We start from the raw sequence: 18,336 nt of genomic DNA, 5'->3' as shown, positions 1-18,336 counted from the left end.
ATCAGGCCACCGTCAGCTTCACTGACTTCAACTTGTCCGAACTGGAACCTGCATGGATCGTGAAAGTGCCGGGCTCCACGACATATTGCATGTCGATGTTCCAAAAGGCCAAGCTGTCGGGATCGAGCCTGAACTGGACGGTTCGCTTTTCACCAGGCTTCAGCGTGACCCGTTCAAAACCGCGCAGTTCCAGAAGTGGACGCGGCACCGAGCTTACGTCATCGCGAACATAAAGCTGCACCACCTCGTCCCCGGTGCGCGACCCACTGTTGGTCACATCAACCTCGACCATGGCGGTTTCGCCCATGGCGATGGCCGATTTGGCGAGGCGCGGCGCCGATATCTCGAACGTCGTGTAGCTCAGACCATAGCCGAAGGGGAACAGCGGCGTAGGCTTGCCTTCGACATAGCGCTTCCTCGTCTTTGCGGAAGGATGCTGGTTATAATACATCGGCAGATCCCCGACGGAGCGAGGGAAGGTGACCGGCAGCTTGCCCCCGGGATTGACCTTGCCGAACAGCATGTCGGCGAAGGCGTTGCCGCCTTCCTGCCCCAGATACCAGCCTTCGACCAGCGCATTGGCCTTGTCGGCAAGGCGTGTCACCGTCAGCGGCCGCCCGTTGATCAGCAGCGCCACGATCGGCTTGCCAGTCCCAATCATCGCTTCAACCAGAGTGTCCTGATCGCCAAACAGACCCAGGCTGTTGCGATCACCCGGCGCGCCGGCGTTGATCGCCTCCCGCGTGATTTCCGGCACGTCGCCCACGACGAGCAGGATGACGTCCGATCGCTTGGCTACCTCAACCGCCTGCGCGATGCGCGCGGCGTTCTCGGCCGGGTCCGCGTAACGCGCACCCCGGCCGGGAAGATGCTGACCCATTTCATCGGGTTTGACGATCTGCACGCCTTCGGCATGTTCGATCGTGATGCCCTTGCCCGCCGCCGCCTTGACGCCCGCGAGGATGCCGACCGCCTGCGCGTTGACCGACGAATAACCGCCGAACAACGCCTCGACAGCGTTGGGGCCGATCACTGCAATCTTGCGCGGCGCGGCGGGATCGAGCGGCAAGATGCCGTCATTCTTGAGCAGGATGAGCGATTTTTGGGCGACCTTGCGGGCGAGCGCCTTGCTGGCCGGAGCATTGACCTGGCGCAGCGCGCGCGCCTTGTTCACATAGGGATTTTCGAACAGCCCGGCTTCGAACTTGAGCGCGAGAATGCGGCCGACCGCAGCGTCCAGACTGGCTTCCGGGATGCGCCCGGCGCGGACGAGCTCGGGCAGGCGCATATAGGAATGGCCTTCGGGCAGTTCGGCATCGACGCCCGCATGGAGCGCAAGAACCGCCGCCTCGTCATCGTTCGCCGCCATATGGTGCTGGGTCACGAGATTGGTGACGCCGCCATAATCGCTGAAATAAGCGCCGCGGAACCCGAGCCGCTCGCGGCCGGTGCGCTGGAGCAGTTCGAAATTGGCGTGGGAGGGAACGCCCCCTATCTCATTATAGGAGGGCATGATGATCGCGGGGTCGGCCTTCTTGATCACCTGCTCGAAGGGGACCAGGAAATTTTCCCGCAAGGTGCGCTCGCTCATGTCGGCGGGCGCGGTGTTGAGCCCGCCCTCCGGAGAGCCATGGATAAAATGCTTGAGCGTGGTAAAAACCTTGTCGGCGGCGAGTGGGCGCGTCCCTTGCTGGCCGCGTACCGAAGCGATGCCCATCTGGCTGACGAGATAAGGGTCTTCGCCGAAAAACTCCTCCACCCGGCCGAAGCGGGGATCGCGGGCGAGGTCGAGTACCGGGCTGAGCGCGACGGTCGCACCGCGCATGCGCGCCTCCCGCCCCGCAAGCTCGAACGCCTGCTGGACAAGTGCGGGGTCCCAGGTACTGCCAAGGCCGAGGGGGACGGGGAAGATGGTCGCGTCGCGGGCTTTCAGGCCATGCGCCGTTTCCTCATGGAAGATTGCTGGAATGCCCAGGCGGGTATGTTCAACGAGATGACGCTGGATCGCGTTGATGAGGTCGATCGTCTCACCCGCCGCGCGGTAGGCGTCCTTGATATAGCGCTTTGTGCCGTTGGTGTCGCTGGGGCTCCCGATCTGGCCAATACCGTTCTGGAAGACCTTCATCGCCTTTTCCGGCGAGAAATCATCGCCTTCCAGGAAGGACGCCTTGGTATAGGCCATGGAGCGCATCTGCGCCGCCTTTTCCTCCAGCGTCATGCGACTGAGGAGATCGCGGACGCGGTCCTGCACCGGGGCCTTTGGATCGCGATACACCTCCTTGCCGGTAATCTGAGCCATGGCCGTCACCGGCATCGCCAGAGCGGTTGAAGCGATGAACATGCGCCGCGTAACGGCTAGCCGGTCAGCCAAGAAATCCTCCGTCTAAAATTTGTGGCACGTTCACCCCCGAAGTGGCGAACGATTAATTTGCGCAGCCTTACAGCACAGCCCGGGACAAAGTAAACAGCGCAGGAGCGTTTTGTAGCGCCGTGTGAATTGCATTGGGGAGCGCTGCCGAGTTGCAAATGATCAGGATCAGCCGCAGGCCAGAGCTGATCGCCGCCGAGCCTGCATCAGGGAAAATCCCGCCAACCGGATCGCGGCTGGCGGGAGCTGAAGTTTAAAACCGAATCGAGCCGGAGATACCGAACTCCCGCGGGTTGGTGACGTTCACGACGCGGTAGCCTGAATCGAAAATTACACCGGCTCCACCCGGTATCACATTGTTACCGGTGATGGTGCTGTTGCTGGTACCGATGTTGGTGATTTTCTTTTGATTCAGGACGTTACGAACGAACGCGGAAATCTCCCATTTATTCTCATCACCTCTAAGCCCGGCGAAAAGGTTGATTAACTCGCGGTGCGAATAGCGGAACTGCTGCCGTTCCGAAAAGACGCTGGGACGATAGTTGATCAGCCCGCGAATGAACGGCTGCACCGGACCAGATCCGAAACGAATTTCACTGTTCGCGGTCAATGTGAAGTTGGGAACGTCGGCGAGCCGCGAACTGCGCTGGCAATAGCTTACATTGTTGACGCCGCCAAAAGCGGGCTCAGGCACAATCACCGGCAGTCCGGTGACCGGGTCCACAGTGTTGCAAGGCAGCAGCGCGTTGTCGTAACGCGCCTTCACATAAGACATGCTGACCGAAACGTCCCAATAATCCGTCGGTCTGCCCGCAATCGTCGCTTCGATCCCCTTCACGGTGGCGTCGCCATTATAATTATAATCGGCATTCGTATCGACGGTCCCATCGGGCGGGCCTACGAAAAAGCCATCGGGGATACCGTCGTTGTTGAAATCCAGGTTTGTGCCCTGATCAGTTGCGATACCAGTAAAGCGGGAAATGAAGTTATCGAACTTTTGGTAAAAGGCAGACACATCGAGCGACACTCGCCGATCCAGGAAAGCTGTCTTGAAGCCCACTTCAAAGGAATCTGAGCGCTCCTGCTTGCTGATCGCCAAATCCCGGCTGGTATTCTGAGGCACCCCCACTCCCGCCGTGGCGGCGCGGAACGAGCGTCCGTAGGCGGCATAGACCGTAAGATCCGGGCTGAATTCATAAGTCAGCGTCGCCGAACCAGTAAAAGGATGTGCCTTGTAATTGAAAGCGGGATTCAGAATCGAGATCGGCGCCAAACCGGGGATGTTAAGCACCGCCGACTGCCTTGATTTAATAATCGAATAGCGGCCTGCCGCCTCGAAGGTCAGCTGGTCGGTGGGCTTAAGGCGAACACTGCCTGCGAGCGCCATGGTCTCGGCATTCACGGGTATGGTGATGACGCCCGCTACCGGGAATATCGGAGCAACGGGTACAGGCACGCCAGGCAGGCTGGGAATGAAGTCGAGTGGCCGATCAACCGTCACGTTACCGGTCTGTTTGGTGTAATAGCCGCCGATCGTCCAGTTGAAGAAGCCTTCATTGTTGGAGAGCAAGCGAAGCTCCGCCGTATCAACATTGTAAGGAGATCGCGTGACCTGCGTAGGAGCATAGCCATGGATGGCGTTGCCCGGATCGTTCTCACCATATTGGGTAAGTTTGGTTTCCTGGTGCCCGCCAACAAAAGCCAGAGTAACCGGGCCCAAGTCATAATTCAGATCCAGGGTGAGCAGATGGCTGTTGTTGATGAAGCGGCTGCGGCCTTCAGCCAGCGCGGCGCGGTCGTCAAGGCCGATCGGCGGGTTACCGATAGCGGCATTGCCAGGACCGAATATCTGGGGATAAACGCGATTGTCGGCGTTCAGATATTGGTACATCAGGTTGATGTCGAAGCCTTCGGCCGGCTGCAGCGCCAAAGACAAACGCCCGCTCATCGTGCGGCTTTGCGACCAGTCGTCACGCGTGATGTTGCGGATCTGGGCACCACGATTGCCATCGACCAGCATCGATGCGCGAATCGCGACCTTGTCCTGCACGAGCGGCAATGAAACGCCGCCCTGCACGTTAAAGGCATGATCTTCAGTGCCAGTCGCCTGCGCATAACCTTCGATCGCGCTCAGGTTCGGCCGACGGGTACGGATGGTGATGGCGCCCGATGGGGCGGTACGGCCGCGCAGGCCGCCTTGAGGTCCGCGAAGCACTTCGATCTGGTCAACGTCATAGATGGCGGTGAATGCGGTCTGCGCGTCCACGGGAACTTCGTTGAAATAGAGATCCACTGCAGGACCAGTACCCTGATCAGGATCGAACGACACGCCGCGCAAGGTCGCCGTGTTGTTGCGGCCATTGTCGTTTCTCAATTCAAGGCCGGGCGCAAGTTGCTGCACATCCTTAATGTCGAAGATCTTCAGCCGCTCGATCTGCTCGCCCGTCGCGACATTGATGCTCATTGGAACGTCCTGCAGCGCCTGCACGCGGCGGGTGGCGGTCACGACAATCTCGGCGTCAGATCGGTTCGCGCCGGTCGCGACATTTTGCGCACTTTCCTGCGCCCACGCTTGGGCTGAAAAACCGCAGGTCGCGCTCGTCGCGAGCAAAAGCAATTTATTAATTTGTAACTTCCCCTTCATCATTTCCTCCCAGGAAAAATCATTGGCTAGATCGTCGTAACTCAAGCGACCCTTTTGAGTGCAGGCCAGCGCAACGCGTGGCGCGCCCGGCACACGCGAACGTGGCAGAGCGGTAGCGCTACCATAGCAAAAGCAGAATCCCCTTTTCCATTCATCCGCGCATCTCAAACGCCCCTGCAGCGGCGCTGCCATCGGCTACAATAATCAAATCAGTGGAGAAGTAAACAGCAAAGGCTAGTTTGCGCCATGTGGTGCAGGAGATCAGCACTTTCACTTCCTGCGCGAAGCGAGGCTTTGCCCTGCAAGCATGCCAGGCCGGAGAAGCCAAGCGCTGCCAATGACCCCCGTCTGAAAGGAAGAAGGGCCGCGAACCTCTTGTGCAGCTAGAAGTTTGCGACCGCGGATATCTCTATGACTAAAAGCGCCCATGAAGTAAACGGATATGTATCCTTTTTTTTGAAGGTTGAACCATCCAGACGCACGCCCAACTTCAACCTTCCGGGGATGAGCAGATACGACCCGGGCCGGCGCAGCCCTCGCCTTCCTCTCCTCTGTCTCGCCGCAAGTTGACGCACAGCAAGTAACAGCCGCCATCCTGCCCCAATTGCGCGCAGTGACGGTAGATGCCTTCAGTGATCTGAACTGATGCGGTGGATGCCTCACCGGTCCAACGCCCGGCACCGTGCAAAGGCGGCGAAGCTCGATGCTGACCGCCATGGCTTCCCGTAGTCTGAGCGAAAGCTCGTCAATCTTCAGACAGGGTATCGATATGTTCGAGCTAGAGGCCTGCGATCTCCCGGATACCGGGAGGCACGTCGACGTCCTCGTTGGCCATAGCCGAACTTCATGACCTTCTGCGCCGGCAAATCGGCCCCAGAAAATGGCTCGTCGCGCAGGTTTCCATAGCGACAATACACTGGGGCTGCTCCTTGAGCAGTGCCTCCAGTTCGGACCGGGAGATCGTCCGATTATATAGAACCGACCCTGCTCGATCGGTCGCGCAGACCTGGAAGCCGCGCTTTGCCAGGTCGATCGACAGCATGTGTGCATTCGCCATATGCTCCTCCTTCATGCGCCGCCATGGCGCTACTGAGCCTCATACGATGCCCGATGAAGGGAGGCATCCACCGCATCAGTTCAAGTTGACCTAATGTTGCCCTTCTAAGATAAGGGCCGCAACAGCAGCAAACAGATCGAAGGTCGCACAGTTTGAACGCGTCGAAAAAAGTTCACCGGCAGGGCAGGACCGGAAGGCCCACTCTAGATGAAGCCGGGGTGATTGAGCGCGTTATTCTCGAAGCCGCGACCCGATTGTTTCTCGCCCGGGGCTATGACGCTACCTCGATGGTCGCGGTCGCTTCAGCTGCGGGTGTGTCGAAACGCACTCTTTATTCAAGATATGGGACAAAAGAAGCCCTGATGAATGGAGTTATCCAAGATCGTGTGAAGCAATGGGCGGCCGCTGCGGGTGAGAACGACGTTAATTTGCCGGATGATTTCAAGGAGCGAATGGTCAGGCATGCACAGACCCTGGCTCATGCTCTGGGCGGTAAGGAGGTGCGGGACTTTGATCGTTTGATACAATCCACCTCCTCGCGCTTCCCGGAGTTTGCAAAAGCCTTTCACGAACTAGGCTATCGTTATGAAGTGGAGTTCCTGGCAGCTGAAATCCGCAAGGGCGCTGCAGACACTTTGAAACCAGCCCAGAATCCTGAAGGGGTCGCGCAACAGCTACTCAGTATGATTATGGGCTGGCGCCGGACTCAAGAGCTCGTTCGGGAACTGGAGAATGCGGAAGTAGAAGAGTTCGCTAGAAACGCGGTGGAAGTGCTGTTTGAAGGGCGGGTGGCCTGGTAATACTGCACGAAACACGTCCAATCGCTCAGAAGTGACCTGGTAAAACTGAATAGCGGTGTAAATAGATTTTCTGCGTGATGGTGGCCGGACTGGCTGGGAGGCAGAAGCGAAGATGAGCAAACGTCCGCGCCGAGCCATAGCCAGACTTCAAAGCAAAAGTTGCTCTTGCTGCAGTGAAGGGTGAGAAGAACCTAGGGTCAAAACCCAATCAACCTCTTGAAAGTATGTTCATAGGCTGATTCACTGGGGGCTCCAAGCTGGATGGAGGCCCCTACGATGTCGCGCTCGTTATTCTGGTTGTCGGATGAAGCTTGGCAGGTGATCGAGCCGCACCTGCCGAAGAACCAGCCCGGAGCCCGACGCGTCTATGATCGTCGGGTAATTTCGGGAATCCTGCATGTCCTGAAGTCTGGCTGCAGATGGTGCGACTGTCCCGCGGACTACGGGCCTGTTGATTTCCGTTAAGAGCTGACCCGGGAGGGGCGATAATTTCCACTGAGAAGTGACCCATGTTCTGACCTTCCCCCTGGCTGTTGCGTCGGGGGACATTGGAGTGATCGACATGGCGTTACTGAGCGTTATCCGGCGCTGGCATTTCCGTGATGGGATGCCGATCCGGGAGATTGAGCGACGGACCGGTCTCTCACGTAATACGATCCGCAAGTACCTTCGCAGCGGTGCGGTTGAGCCCAGGTTCAAGGTGCCCGACCGGCCAAGCAAGCTGGACCCGTTTGCCGAGAAGCTAGCGGGATGGTTGCAGATCGAGGCTGGCCGCTCGCGCAAGCAGCGCCGCACGGTGAAGCAGATGCACGCCGATCTCGTCGCCCTGGGCTTCGATGGTTCCTACGGCCGTGTTGCGGCCTTTGCTCGTAGCTGGAAGGCCGACCGCCAGCGTGATGCCCAGACCAGCGGGCGCGGGACCTTCGTGCCGCTGGCGTTCCAGTCAGGCGAAGCGTTCCAGTTCGACTGGAGCGAGGACTGGGCGATCATTGCCGGCAAGCAGACCAAGCTGCAGGTGGCGCACACCAAGCTGTCGCACAGCCGGGCGTTCATCGTCAGGGCCTATCTGCTCCAGACCCACGAGATGCTGTTCGATGCCCTGACCCAGGCCTTCCGGGTGCTCGGCGGTGTGCCGCAGCGCGGGATCTTCGACAACATGAAGACCGCGGTGGATCGGATCGGCAGCGGCAAGGCTCGGCAGGTCAACGCCCGGTTCGCTGCGCTGGCCAGCCATTACCTGTTCGAGCCCGAGTTCTGTAACCCGGCTTCGGGATGGGAGAAGGGACAGGTCGAGAAGAACGTCCAGGATGCCCGCCGCCGGCTGTGGCAACCGATGCCCAGCTTCCCCGATCTCGATGCACTCAATGCCTGGCTCGAGGAACGCTGCATCGCGCAATGGGGGCAGATCGCACATGGCGCGTTGCCCGGCAGCATCGCCGATGTGCATGCCGCGGAGGTTGCCAGCCTGATGCCGCTGGGGCGGCCCTTCGACGGCTTCGTCGAACATACCAAGCGGGTATCGCCGACCTGCCTCGTAAACTTCGAGCGCAACCGTTACTCGGTGCCGGCCTCGTTCGCCAACCGCCCGGTGAGCCTGCGGATCTACCCGGACCGGATCGTCATCGCCGCCTAGGGCCGGATCCTGTGCGAGCATGGCCGGATCATCGCCCGTTCGCATCATCTGCCGGGGCGGATCGTCTATGACTGGCGACACTATCTGGCGGTAATCCAGCGCAAGCCCGGTGCCCTGCGCAACGGTGCGCCGTTTACCGAGATGCCCGATGCGTTCCGTCAGTTGCAGGGGCACCTGCTCAAGCGGCCCGGCGGCGACAGGGAGATGGTTGAGATACTCTCGCTGGTGCTGCACCATGACGAACAGGCGGTGCTCTGTGCCGTCGAGCTGGCGCTGGAGGCCGGCGTTCCGACCAAGACCCACGTGCTCAACATCCTGCATCGGCTGACCGACGGCAAGGCGCCGCCCGCTGCACCGATCGACGCGCCGCAAGCCCTGCGCCTTGCCCAGGAGCCGCTGGCCGACGTCGGCCGCTATGATAACCTGCGGGGGCTGCGTCATGCGTCATGATCCCGCCAGCGCTGCCGTCGAGGTCATGCTGCGCGGCCTCAAGATGTATGGCATGGCCCAGGCGGTGAGCGATCTCATCGCCCAAGGTGCACCGGCCTTCGATGCCGCCGTGCCGATCCTCTCGCAGCTGCTCAAGGCCGAGATGGCCGAGCGCGAGGTCCGGTCCATTGCCTACCAGATCAAGGCAGCCCGGTTCCCCGCCTACAAGGACCTGGCCGGGTTCGACTTCGCATCCAGCGAGGTGAACGAGGCGCTGGTCAGGCAACTGCATCGCGGCGAGTTCATCGACGGGGCCGACAATGTCGTGCTGATCGGCGGCCCCGGCACAGGCAAGACCCACATGGCCACCGCGCTCGGCATCCAGGCTGTGGAACACCACCGCAGGAAGGCCCGGTTCTTCTCCACCGTCGATCTGGTCAACATGCTCGAACAGGAAAAGGCCATGAACAAGGCTGGCCAGCTTGCCGAGCGCCTGTTGCGCCTCGACCTCGTCATCCTCGATGAGCTCGGATACCTGCCGTTCAGCCCTTCAGGCGGAGCCCTGCTGTTCCACCTGCTCTCCAAGCTCTACGAGCAGACCAGCGTGATCATCACCACCAACCTCAGCTTCAGCGAATGGGCTGGTGTGTTCGGCGATGCCAAGATGACCACCGCACTGCTCGACCGGCTCACCCATCACTGCCACATCCTGGAGACCGGAAACGACAGCTTCCGGTTCAGGGCCAGCTCCGCAGCACCCAAAACCAGAAAGGAAAAATCACCAGCTTGACCCACCACCCGCAACGCGGGAAACACACATCCACCCGGGTCACTTCTCGATGAAAATCCCGGGTCAGCTCTCAACGGAAATCAACAGCTGGCCGTGATCGGGCCGAATGCCGCCGATAAGCTTCTGGGCGGCTACAGCGGTGAACCGGAAAGCGTAATCTCGATCCTCGAAGGCGTTCAGTCGGCGGCCGGGGAAAAGCTGGTCATCGAACATGCGGAAGGCGTTCAGATCACGCGTGCCGGCTACAAGGGAAAACGAAACGCTGGTGACACCATCCGGTTGCCGACGGCCGAGCAGGACAAGAAGGGGATCGCGCAAGCCGTAGCAGTGGCCTCCCGCGCCGACGCCATCCTCCTCGTCGTCGGCGACAATGCGCAAATCACCCGCGAAGCGACGATGCCGACGTCGCCTGGAGACCGCAGCACGCTCAACCTGTTCGGTGGCCAGGATTTGCTTGTGGAGGCGATGATTGCGACGGGGAAGCCATTGATTGCACTCCTGCTCAACGGTCGGCCGCTCGCGGTGGGGGGGCTGACGGAAAAAGCCAATGCCCTACTCGAAGGCTGGTATCTCGGACAGGAGGGAGGAAGCGCCTTCGCCGATGTGCTGTTTGGCCATGTTAATCCGAGCGGCAAGCTGCCGGTCAGCATCCCGCGCTCGGTCGGCGAACTGCCGGCCTTCTACAATCGGCATCCCAGCGCCGACAAGAACACCTATATCGAGGCAGGCAAGAAACGTTCGGCCTTGTTCCCGTTCGGCTTCGGACTCAGCTACACGACCTTCGAGATTTCAGCCCCTCGATTGGAAAGAGCCGAGGTTCGCGCGGGGGAAAAGCTGATCTTCGACGTCGATGTCAAGAACACGGGCGTCCGCGAAGGTTCGGAAGTCGTGCAGATATATGTTCGCGACGACGTCAGCTCCGTCCCGCGTCCCGTGAACGAACTCAAGGCCTTCCGGCGCGTGACCTTGAAGGCGGGACAATCCCGCACGTTGCGGTTCGAGCTGGCGCCAGAGGCATTCGCCCTTTGGAACAGGGATATGAAGCGGGTTGTGGAACCGGGCATGTTCACTTTGAGCAGCGGTTCAAGCTCAGAGCAGCTTATGCCGGTGAAGTTCAGGGTGATAGGCCAGGATCTGCAGATCTAGTGCAGGACAAGTGCTTTGGTCGTCATCACGGATCGCGCTTATACATGGCATGCATAAATATACAGGATGGGGAGATTTATCGTGCGCACTAAGTGGGTGAGCATGATCGCGCCGATTTGCCTGGCCACTCCAATGGCCCTGGCGCAAGTGGCGTCGAAAACAGACCAGCAACGGCCCGTTCACCCCGTGGCCCCCGGAACGCTGTGCAGGGTTGGATCAGCCACCCGGCGGCCGCGCCTGAAGCAAATCCGGTTGTGCTGCACTTCAGGAAAATGGTCGATCTGGCGCGCAAGCCCCGCGCTTACTTGGTCCGTGTGACCGCCGACAACCGCTTTGTACTGTACGTCAATGGTGTCCGCGTTGCAGCCGGCCCATCGACGGGCGACATCGCCCACTGGCGTGTCGAAACGATCGACCTCGCCCCCTTCCTGAGACGCGGGCATAATATTGTGGCAGCGGTGGTTTGGAACGGTGTCCAGCCGTTGAAGCTTCCAGCGAATCCCAAGGTCTGGCAGATCCGCATGGCGGAAGGCGCGGCACTGATGAAGCAGACTGCGCCCAATTTCCAGCAAAGCGTTGCAACGGGCCTCCACATCGAAGGCAAGGGCGATGCGGCGATCTTGTCGACACGTCTTGGCGGCTGGCGCGTCCGGCGGGACGAGGGGCATGGTTTCGAGAATGGCTATGCTCAATTGAAGAAGTGGTTCTACGTCGCGGGTCCGTCGGAAATCATCGATGCTTCCAAGGCGGACTTCGACTGGGCCGGACCCGTGGAGATTGGCCCGGGCTGGGTCGATGCGGTGTCTGCCCCGGAGGCTGCGCGGCGCACTTTGGTCGACGATCCATTGCCGCAGCAAAGCTATGTGCCAGTATCGCCTGGCAAGATTGTGCGCGGCGATCTGCGCGGCGCGACCCGCTTTCCCGGCCGCAGCCTGGTCGTCCCCGCGAACAGCAAGGTCAAGTTGCTCCTGCAACGCGACGCGATGGTGTCTGCCTATCCGCAACTCGACGTTTCCGGCGGGGCGGGTGCGACGGTCAAGCTGACCTGGTCCGAGGCGCTGAACGATGCCGATCTCAAGAAGGGCGATCGCAATCTGATCGAGGATCGCAAGATTTTCGGCGTCCATGATACGTTTCTGCCCGATGGACAGGAGCGCACCTTCGCCCCCTGTGGTGGCGGACCTGGCGCTATGCCGAAATCGCGGTCGAGACCAAGGGGCAGCCGCTGGTCCTGCGGGGCATGCGCGCCTTTGAAACGGGCTATCCATTCCAGCAGACAGGCCGTTTTACCAGCGACGACCCGGCGCTCACGCGGATTTTCGACATCGGCTGGCGGACCGCGCGCATCGATGCGCACGAAACCTACATGGACACGGCCTATTGGGAACAGCTGCAATATACGGGCGACACCCGGTTGCAGATGCTGATCTCCTACGCCGTGTCCGGGGACGCGCGGCTTGCGGCACAAGCGATCGACGCCTTTGCCAGTTCCAACGTCGACGGCGGCCTGATGGGCGGCGCCTATCCCCAGCGATCGCCCAATGTCATCGCGCCCTTTGCACTGCTTTGGGTCGGGATGCTGGACGATTGGCGCATGCAGCAGCCGGACCCCGCGCCGATCACCCGGCACCTGGGACGGATGCGTGAGGTGATCGACTGGTTCAAGCCTTGGCAGCAGCCGAGCGGTCTCCTTCGAAGGAACCCGCAATGGAATTTCATCGACTGGGTCGGCCAGCCCGCCAATGATCGCACCCAGTTTCCCTCCTACGGCAAGACTAACGAAAGCTGCCTGATGAGCGTCCTTTGGCTAGGCGCGCTGCAGCAAGGGGAGCGGATAGAGGAGGCGTTCGGAGACAAGGCTCTGGCCACGGCTGATCATGCGAAAGCCGAGGTACTGAAGCGGGCCATCCGTACCCGCTGCTGGGTGCCTGCCCGAGGTCTCTATGCCGACAATCCTGATGGCGACCTGTTCAGCCAGCATATGAACGCGCTGGCAGTTCTCTACGATGTCGCGACGCCGCAGGAGGCGCTTGAAATACTCGATCGGATCGTCGAACCCGGCAAGGGCATCGACGCGCCGGAGGGAATGGCGACGACCAGCTACTATTTCGCCTGGTATCTTGTTCAGGCGTTCGTCCACGCAGGCGCGGCGGATCGATATCTGTCACTGCTTGATACCTGGCGCGAACTGCTCAAGCTCAATTACACGACCTGGCCTGAAGAGCGGGGCGACACGCGATCGGACACGCATGCGTGGAGCGCGCATCCCACCGCCGACCTGCTGGGCATCGTCGCCGGAGTTGGTCCCGGAGCGGCAGGCTACAAGTCGGTGCGAGTCGCCCCAGCGCTCGGCTATCTGAAAAAGGTGAACGCAACCGCAGCGACACCCGCGGGACCAGTCAGCGTCCGCTATCAGGTGAAGGGTGATCATCTGGTGGCCGAAGTCACCCGGCCTGCGGCCTTGCCCGGCACATTCGAGTGGCGCGGTAAAAGCTATCCGCTTTCTCGCATAAGGACGCGTCTGACTCTGCCGGTGCGCTGAAGCTGAGGACGATTCGCCTACTTTGATTGTGGTTCCGCGGGTTAGGTGTTGAAATTGGCGGTAATCGTGAGTTAACCCTTTAAGAGCGACCGCATTTTTCCGCTCAGGCGGCTACGGCCGCATTTACCAGCTTGATGAAGGTGAATTGAGGATACACGGCTCGTCCTGCCGTTCGATGCGGCGAGCAGAGCCCGGATTTCTCATAATAGGTCGCTCAGCCACAGCCGCCACCCGGTCGATTTCAGAGGTTGAGCGGCTGGCGACCCCAAAAAATTTGACCTTCAACTCGGATAAGGCTCAAGCCGTGACACAGCAGCAATCGAGGAATCTTATGGCAAAGGGTAATAGAATCCCATTCAGTCTGAAGCTGGCATCCACGGCCAGTCTGCTCCTTGCACCGGTTTGCAGCCTTGCGCCCGCCGCGGCCCAGCCTCTGTCCGCATCCGCTGATTCTGCCGCAGTTCAGATACGGCCGCTGGATGCCAAGGCGCGCGCCCGGATCGACGCGCTGATACGACAGATGACACCCGAAGAGAAGGCAGGGCAGCTTACCAACCTGTTCTCCCTTCCTTATCCGGTATTCCAGAAGAAACTGGAAAGCGGGATCGAGAACGGAACCATCGGCAACGTCCTGTTCGTCACGGACCCCGCGGAAGTCAATCGGCTACAGAAGATCGCCCTGGAGCGCTCCAGGCTCAAGATTCCATTGATGTTCGGTTTCGACGTCATTCACGGCCTCACCACCATCTTTCCCGTTCCAATCGCGGCGGCGGCGTCGTGGGACCCTCAAATGGTGGAGCATAGCCAGGCGATCGCCGCATTCGAAGCGCGCGCAATCGGTATCCATTGGACCTTCGCGCCTAATGCAGACATCGCCCGGGATCCCCGCTGGGGGCGTATCGTGGAAGGCGCGGGCGAGGATCCCTACCTCGGCAGCGCCATGGCAGCGGCGCAAGTGCGAGGCTTCCAGGGGCCGGCGATCGGCACGCCCGGACGCGTCATTTCCGGCGTGAAGCATTTTGCCGGCTACGGCGCGTCGCTGGGTGGACGCGACTATGATGAAGTCAATCTTTCCGACTCGGAATTGTGGAACGTCTACTTGCCGCCGTTCAAGGCCGCAGTCGATGCGGGCGCCGGCAATGTCATGAGCGCCTATATGGGATTGAACGGCGTGCCTGCCTCGGGAAATCGCTGGCTCCTTACGGATGTCCTGCGCAAGGAATGGGGCTTCAGGGGATTTGTCGTCAGTGACAACAATGCCGTCAAGGACCTGCAAAAGCATGGCCTGACGCCGGATCTCCCCAGCGCCGCGGTGCGGGCGCTGGATGCGGGCGTCGATATGGAGATGGCCACCAGCGACCCCGCCTTTCCGAGCCTTGTTTCCGCCCTTGGTAAAAACGAGATTAGCAGCCAGCAGCTCGATGCCTCCGTGCAGCGTGTTCTTGAGGCCAAGTATCGCATGGGCTTGTTCGACAAGCCCTATGTCGACGAGGAGAAGGCCACTGAGGCGGCTGAAAACCCCGAGCATCTTGTTGCTGCGAGAATAGCCGCGGAACGCTCTGCGGTGCTGCTGAAAAATGACGGTGATCTCCTGCCGCTGAACCTCAGCAAGCTGAAGTCGATCGCGGTGATCGGGCCGCTCGCCGATTCACCCGGCGACGCCCTCGGGCCATGGGTATTCAAACAGAACAAGCCCAAGATGAGCAGCATCCTCGCAGGCATAAAGGAAAAGGCGGGCAGTCGCGCCCGCGTTACCTATTCGATGGGCGTGAACCTGCCCCCGAGGCTGAGGCCTTCGCCCTTCGTCAGCGTGGTTGGAAATGCGCGGGAAGGATTTGCCACCATCGATGATGACGCCGGTATCGCGCAAGCGGCAGATGCTGCGCGCGCCGCGGACGTGGCCGTGCTCGTGCTTGGCGAAGGCCAGGACATGGTCGGTGAGGTTGCTTCCAAATCATCGCTCGACCTGCCGGGCCGCCAGATCGATCTGCTCAACGCGGTCGTTGCGACCGGGAAGCCTGTTGTCGTTCTCCTGATGAACGCGCGGCCGCTCGACATGAAGGACAGTAAGGCTCAGGCCATTCTGGATATCTGGTATCCCGGGTCCGCCGCGGGTCCGGCCACCGCCAACCTCCTGTTTGGCGATGCGGTTCCTGGAGGCAAGTTGCCGTTCACCTGGCCGCGCAATGCGGGGCAGATACCGATGATATATTCCCGGCTGACCTCGATGGACCCGATAAACGCCGACAAGCGCTACTGGAACGAGTCCAACAAGCCCGTCTATCCTTTCGGCCATGGCTTGAGCTATTCCAGCTTTTCATACACGAACCTGAAGGTGGATAAGCCTGACTTCGTCCCCGGCGGCTCGGTCGTGGTGTCGGTGGACCTCAGCAACGGCGGCAAGCGAACGGCTGATGAAGTCGCTCAACTTTATATCCATCAAAGATCGGGAACGGCGGCCCGGCCGGTGCGCGAACTAAAGGGGTTTCAGCGTGTGACCTTGAAGCCCGGTGAAAAACGGACACTGCGCTTTGTGCTGGGCGATCCCGAACTCCGTTATTGGAACGCTGTCAGCCGTACCTGGGTGATCGACGAAAGCGAAATTGATGTGGCGGTCGGAGGAGATTCAGATGCGGCTTTCACAGGCAAGTTCAGGATCTCGTCACGCCAGCCATGACTTGCCCGGACAGCGATTTTATCGTCAACGCCGAAGCAAAATGAAGTGGCCCACCGTCGCCGTTTCCACCAGGAGCGGCGACCGCTGCTAAAGAAATCCGGTGTCGCGCTCCCCTGGCACCTTGAAATGGAGCCGCGCCACGCGGCTGGTCAGGCTTTCATACGGAACCTTGTTTCCTGCGAAGGCAGGAACATCCGCGTCTCCACCGGACGAGGACCAGATCGGGTCCCAACGCCTGAAGTGCGCGGGGCTTAACAGATCAAGATCGTCTGTGTGCGATCGCGAGCGGCCCTGAACATGCGGAGCAGGTCCTTGTCGCCCAAGCAGAATCAGTCCTCCCCACCAAGGCGGGACAGGGCTTCCATGAACGCTCATCCGCCGCACCGGATCAATCGGCCCAAGTTCCTCCTCCTGGTAGAGATCGGCCCAACTTTCAGGGCAGTTATGGAGGAGGACGGGCTCGGCACCTGTCGTTCGGAGGTCGACATGATGGGCAAGGGCATAATAGTCGAAGCCCATCTCGGCTGCTGCCTGCTCCAGTTCACATTGCAGCCGCGACTGATCGTCGGCGCCTAGAAGAGCGCCAGCGAAACTTTCCACAAGTCGCAATCGACCCATGGCTTGCACCGTCTCTCGATCGCAAGGGCATTCGCAACCCGCGGAACTCGCGTATCGCCTTCCTTATTGCGCGGGTCTGATATCCGCCTCTCGCGCGTCGCCGCAGCGGCCGAAATACTCTAACTGGCATCTTCAACGATGAAGTGGTTACAGGCGTAACATTGAAACAAACCTCATCGCTTTGCTTCTCACGTCTGCCGCAGATAGCCCTGGCTTATACAAGGCCGATCCCATTCCAAACCCATTCGCCCCGGCTGCAGTCCATTGAGCCATCGTCTCCGGCGTGATCCCGCCAACCGGCAAAACCTTCGCTTCACTCGGGAGAACTGCGCGCATAGCCTTGACGACTTCGGGACTGAACGATTCCGCTGGAAACAGTTTCAGAGCAGCGGCGCCAGCGTTCAGAGCCCTGAACGCCTCCGTCACCGTCCCGATTCCTGGGATTGCGACCAGCCCCATGCCCGCCGCGTGCGCAATCACTTCTTCTTCCATGTTAGGCGAGATCATCAATGTGCCGCCAGCGGCGGCGACGGCATCGACGGCTTCAACGCTCAAGACCGTACCCGCGCCGACAACGGCCAGTCCCTGCAATGAGGTGGAAAGTGCCGCAATGCTGTCGAGCGGGTCGGGCGAGTTCAGCGGCACCTCAATAATGGTAATACCGGATGCGACCAGCGCTTCACCTATGGCAACCACCTCATCGGGTTTCACGCCGCGCAGAATCGCGATCAGCGGGCAAGCGGTAAAGGCGGCATTGAACTTGTCCAAGTGCGTCATCGGGTAAATCCTTGTATGGCCGCCGCACCCGCGACGAATACCGACTTGCTGTCGATGAAATTGGCCTGCCCTCCCACAATTGTGATGGCCCGGGCATATAATTGGCCAAGAACAGGGTCAGCAAGGAGGTGGACTGTCCGGCCCGCGACCTGACGCGCCGCAACGTCGCTGCCGATCAGCAGACCGCTTGCGAAGCTGGCCGCGGCTATGTCTTTCCGCTGACCAAGCACACTCGCCGCGCGGATTCTAAACAAAGCTGCCAGCAGATCTTCGCCCACAGCCGCCACGCCCTCCGCAAAGGCATCGTCGTCCATTACAGGATAAGCCAGCTGAGGCCCCAACAGACTGTGGTCTTTCAACAGGGCGAATATCTCGCCAGTCATGGTGGTCGTGAAGCGGCTGATCGCGCCATCCTGCAGCGTAGCCCATTTGCAATGCGTGCCTGGCTGACACAAAATGGCATCCGGCGGGACGAGACCGGCGGCAACCGCACCCAGCATCTGCACTTCCTCCCCCCGCATAACGTCGGGGCGATTCCGATCGGCAACGCCCGGCACGATGGCAGTGCAGCCGTCGATCCGGCACAGATGGGTTGCAAGCCTTGCGATGGAGGCCGGTGCATCGATATAGGGAGCTTCGCGCCAGCCTATGGTGGACCCCACCATGCCGACCAGCAGCATGGGCAACTCTCCCAGCCGCTGGCGAATGCCCGCGACCTCGACCTCATATGCACCCTGCGGCATGGACTTGACGCCGGGACCGGCGGCTTCGCTCGCTAGAACGGCTCCATTAGCAATGAGATAGGCCCGGCGGTTGGTCGTACCCCAATCAACAGCGATGAATTCGTTCGTCACC

At 60.4% G+C, this 18,336-nt stretch carries 13 protein-coding genes and 2 pseudogenes; 8 read left to right on the top strand and 7 right to left on the bottom strand.

Annotation, left to right across the window (positions count from 1 at the left end):
- Position 1 precedes the first annotated feature (1 nt).
- The 4 genes from B6S01_RS13020 to B6S01_RS13010 form a co-directional block, all read right to left on the bottom strand.
- Entirely contained in the window at positions 2-2,371 is a 2,370-nt protein-coding gene (locus B6S01_RS13020) for a glycoside hydrolase family 3 N-terminal domain-containing protein (protein ID WP_231568026.1), read from the bottom strand.
- Positions 2,372-2,621: 250 nt separating this feature from the next.
- Positions 2,622-5,057, bottom strand: coding sequence for a TonB-dependent receptor (locus tag B6S01_RS13015; RefSeq protein WP_169802875.1), 2,436 nt, complete (start codon positions 5,055-5,057; stop codon positions 2,622-2,624).
- Between the two features lie 106 nt (positions 5,058-5,163).
- Positions 5,164-5,286, bottom strand: coding sequence for a hypothetical protein (locus B6S01_RS21910; RefSeq protein ID WP_269319822.1), 123 nt, complete (start codon positions 5,284-5,286; stop codon positions 5,164-5,166).
- A 570-nt stretch (positions 5,287-5,856) separates the two neighbouring features.
- A complete protein-coding gene (locus B6S01_RS13010; protein WP_081570411.1) occupies positions 5,857-6,069 on the bottom strand; it encodes a hypothetical protein in 213 nt (70 codons plus the stop codon).
- A 218-nt stretch (positions 6,070-6,287) separates the two neighbouring features.
- Between B6S01_RS13010 and B6S01_RS13005 the strand changes: the two genes are divergently transcribed.
- The 8 genes and pseudogenes from B6S01_RS13005 to bglX all read left to right on the top strand — a co-directional run bounded on the left by B6S01_RS13005 (position 6,288) and on the right by bglX (position 16,086).
- Positions 6,288-6,869 carry a TetR/AcrR family transcriptional regulator gene (locus B6S01_RS13005; protein WP_157704822.1) on the top strand — a complete coding sequence of 194 codons (582 nt, stop codon included), beginning with the start codon at positions 6,288-6,290 and terminating at the stop codon, positions 6,867-6,869.
- Positions 6,870-7,145: 276 nt separating this feature from the next.
- Positions 7,146-7,319, top strand: a pseudogene (locus B6S01_RS13000) (transposase); the annotation flags it as partial.
- 112 nt (positions 7,320-7,431) lie between these two features.
- A pseudogene (gene istA / locus B6S01_RS12995) lies at positions 7,432-8,952 on the top strand (IS21 family transposase).
- Positions 8,942-9,721: an IS21-like element helper ATPase IstB gene (istB, locus tag B6S01_RS12990; RefSeq protein ID WP_037467031.1), complete on the top strand. Its 780-nt coding sequence runs from the start codon at positions 8,942-8,944 to the stop codon at positions 9,719-9,721. Before istA ends, istB begins: the two are co-directional and overlap by 11 nt.
- Before the next feature lie 87 nt (positions 9,722-9,808).
- A complete protein-coding gene (locus B6S01_RS12985; RefSeq protein WP_269319823.1) occupies positions 9,809-10,867 on the top strand; it encodes a glycoside hydrolase family 3 C-terminal domain-containing protein in 1,059 nt (352 codons plus the stop codon).
- 272 nt (positions 10,868-11,139) lie between these two features.
- A complete protein-coding gene (locus B6S01_RS21625) occupies positions 11,140-12,294 on the top strand; it encodes a hypothetical protein (protein ID WP_234810766.1) in 1,155 nt (384 codons plus the stop codon).
- The gene (locus B6S01_RS12975; RefSeq protein ID WP_234810792.1) at positions 12,183-13,409 is read left to right on the top strand and encodes an alpha-L-rhamnosidase-related protein; all 1,227 of its coding nucleotides are present in this window, start codon (positions 12,183-12,185) and stop codon (positions 13,407-13,409) included. Before B6S01_RS21625 ends, B6S01_RS12975 begins: the two co-directional genes overlap by 112 nt.
- A gap of 433 nt (positions 13,410-13,842) precedes the next feature.
- Complete coding sequence (bglX, locus tag B6S01_RS12970; protein ID WP_322788865.1) at positions 13,843-16,086, top strand: beta-glucosidase BglX; 2,244 nt, start codon at positions 13,843-13,845, stop codon at positions 16,084-16,086.
- Between the two features lie 87 nt (positions 16,087-16,173).
- Here bglX and B6S01_RS22130 read toward each other — a convergent pair whose 3' ends face one another.
- From B6S01_RS22130 to B6S01_RS12955, 3 genes are all read right to left on the bottom strand, one after another.
- A complete protein-coding gene (locus B6S01_RS22130) occupies positions 16,174-16,605 on the bottom strand; it encodes an autoinducer binding domain-containing protein (protein ID WP_407695233.1) in 432 nt (143 codons plus the stop codon).
- A gap of 246 nt (positions 16,606-16,851) precedes the next feature.
- Positions 16,852-17,481, bottom strand: a complete 630-nt coding sequence (locus B6S01_RS12960; RefSeq protein WP_037467021.1) for a 2-dehydro-3-deoxy-6-phosphogalactonate aldolase — start codon at positions 17,479-17,481, stop codon at positions 16,852-16,854.
- Entirely contained in the window at positions 17,478-18,335 is an 858-nt protein-coding gene (locus B6S01_RS12955) for a 2-dehydro-3-deoxygalactonokinase (RefSeq protein ID WP_037467018.1), read from the bottom strand. The genes B6S01_RS12960 and B6S01_RS12955 overlap by 4 nt, the downstream gene beginning before the upstream one ends.
- Position 18,336 lies beyond the last annotated feature (1 nt).

The sequence above is a fragment of the Sphingobium herbicidovorans genome (genome assembly GCF_002080435.1).
Taxonomy (GTDB): Bacteria; Pseudomonadota; Alphaproteobacteria; order Sphingomonadales; family Sphingomonadaceae; genus Sphingobium; species Sphingobium herbicidovorans.
This window is presented reverse-complemented; position numbering and strand designations above follow the sequence as displayed.

Coding starts and splice junctions, on each gene's coding strand:
- B6S01_RS13010 (WP_081570411.1), bottom strand. CDS start 6,069: ATGGCGAATGCACACATGCTGTCGATCGACCTGGCAAAGCGCGGCTTC.
- istB (WP_037467031.1), top strand. CDS start 8,942: ATGCGTCATGATCCCGCCAGCGCTGCCGTCGAGGTCATGCTGCGCGGC.
- B6S01_RS21625 (WP_234810766.1), top strand. CDS start 11,140: ATGGTCGATCTGGCGCGCAAGCCCCGCGCTTACTTGGTCCGTGTGACC.
- B6S01_RS22130 (WP_407695233.1), bottom strand. CDS start 16,605: ATGGGCTTCGACTATTATGCCCTTGCCCATCATGTCGACCTCCGAACG.
- B6S01_RS12960 (WP_037467021.1), bottom strand. CDS start 17,481: ATGACGCACTTGGACAAGTTCAATGCCGCCTTTACCGCTTGCCCGCTG.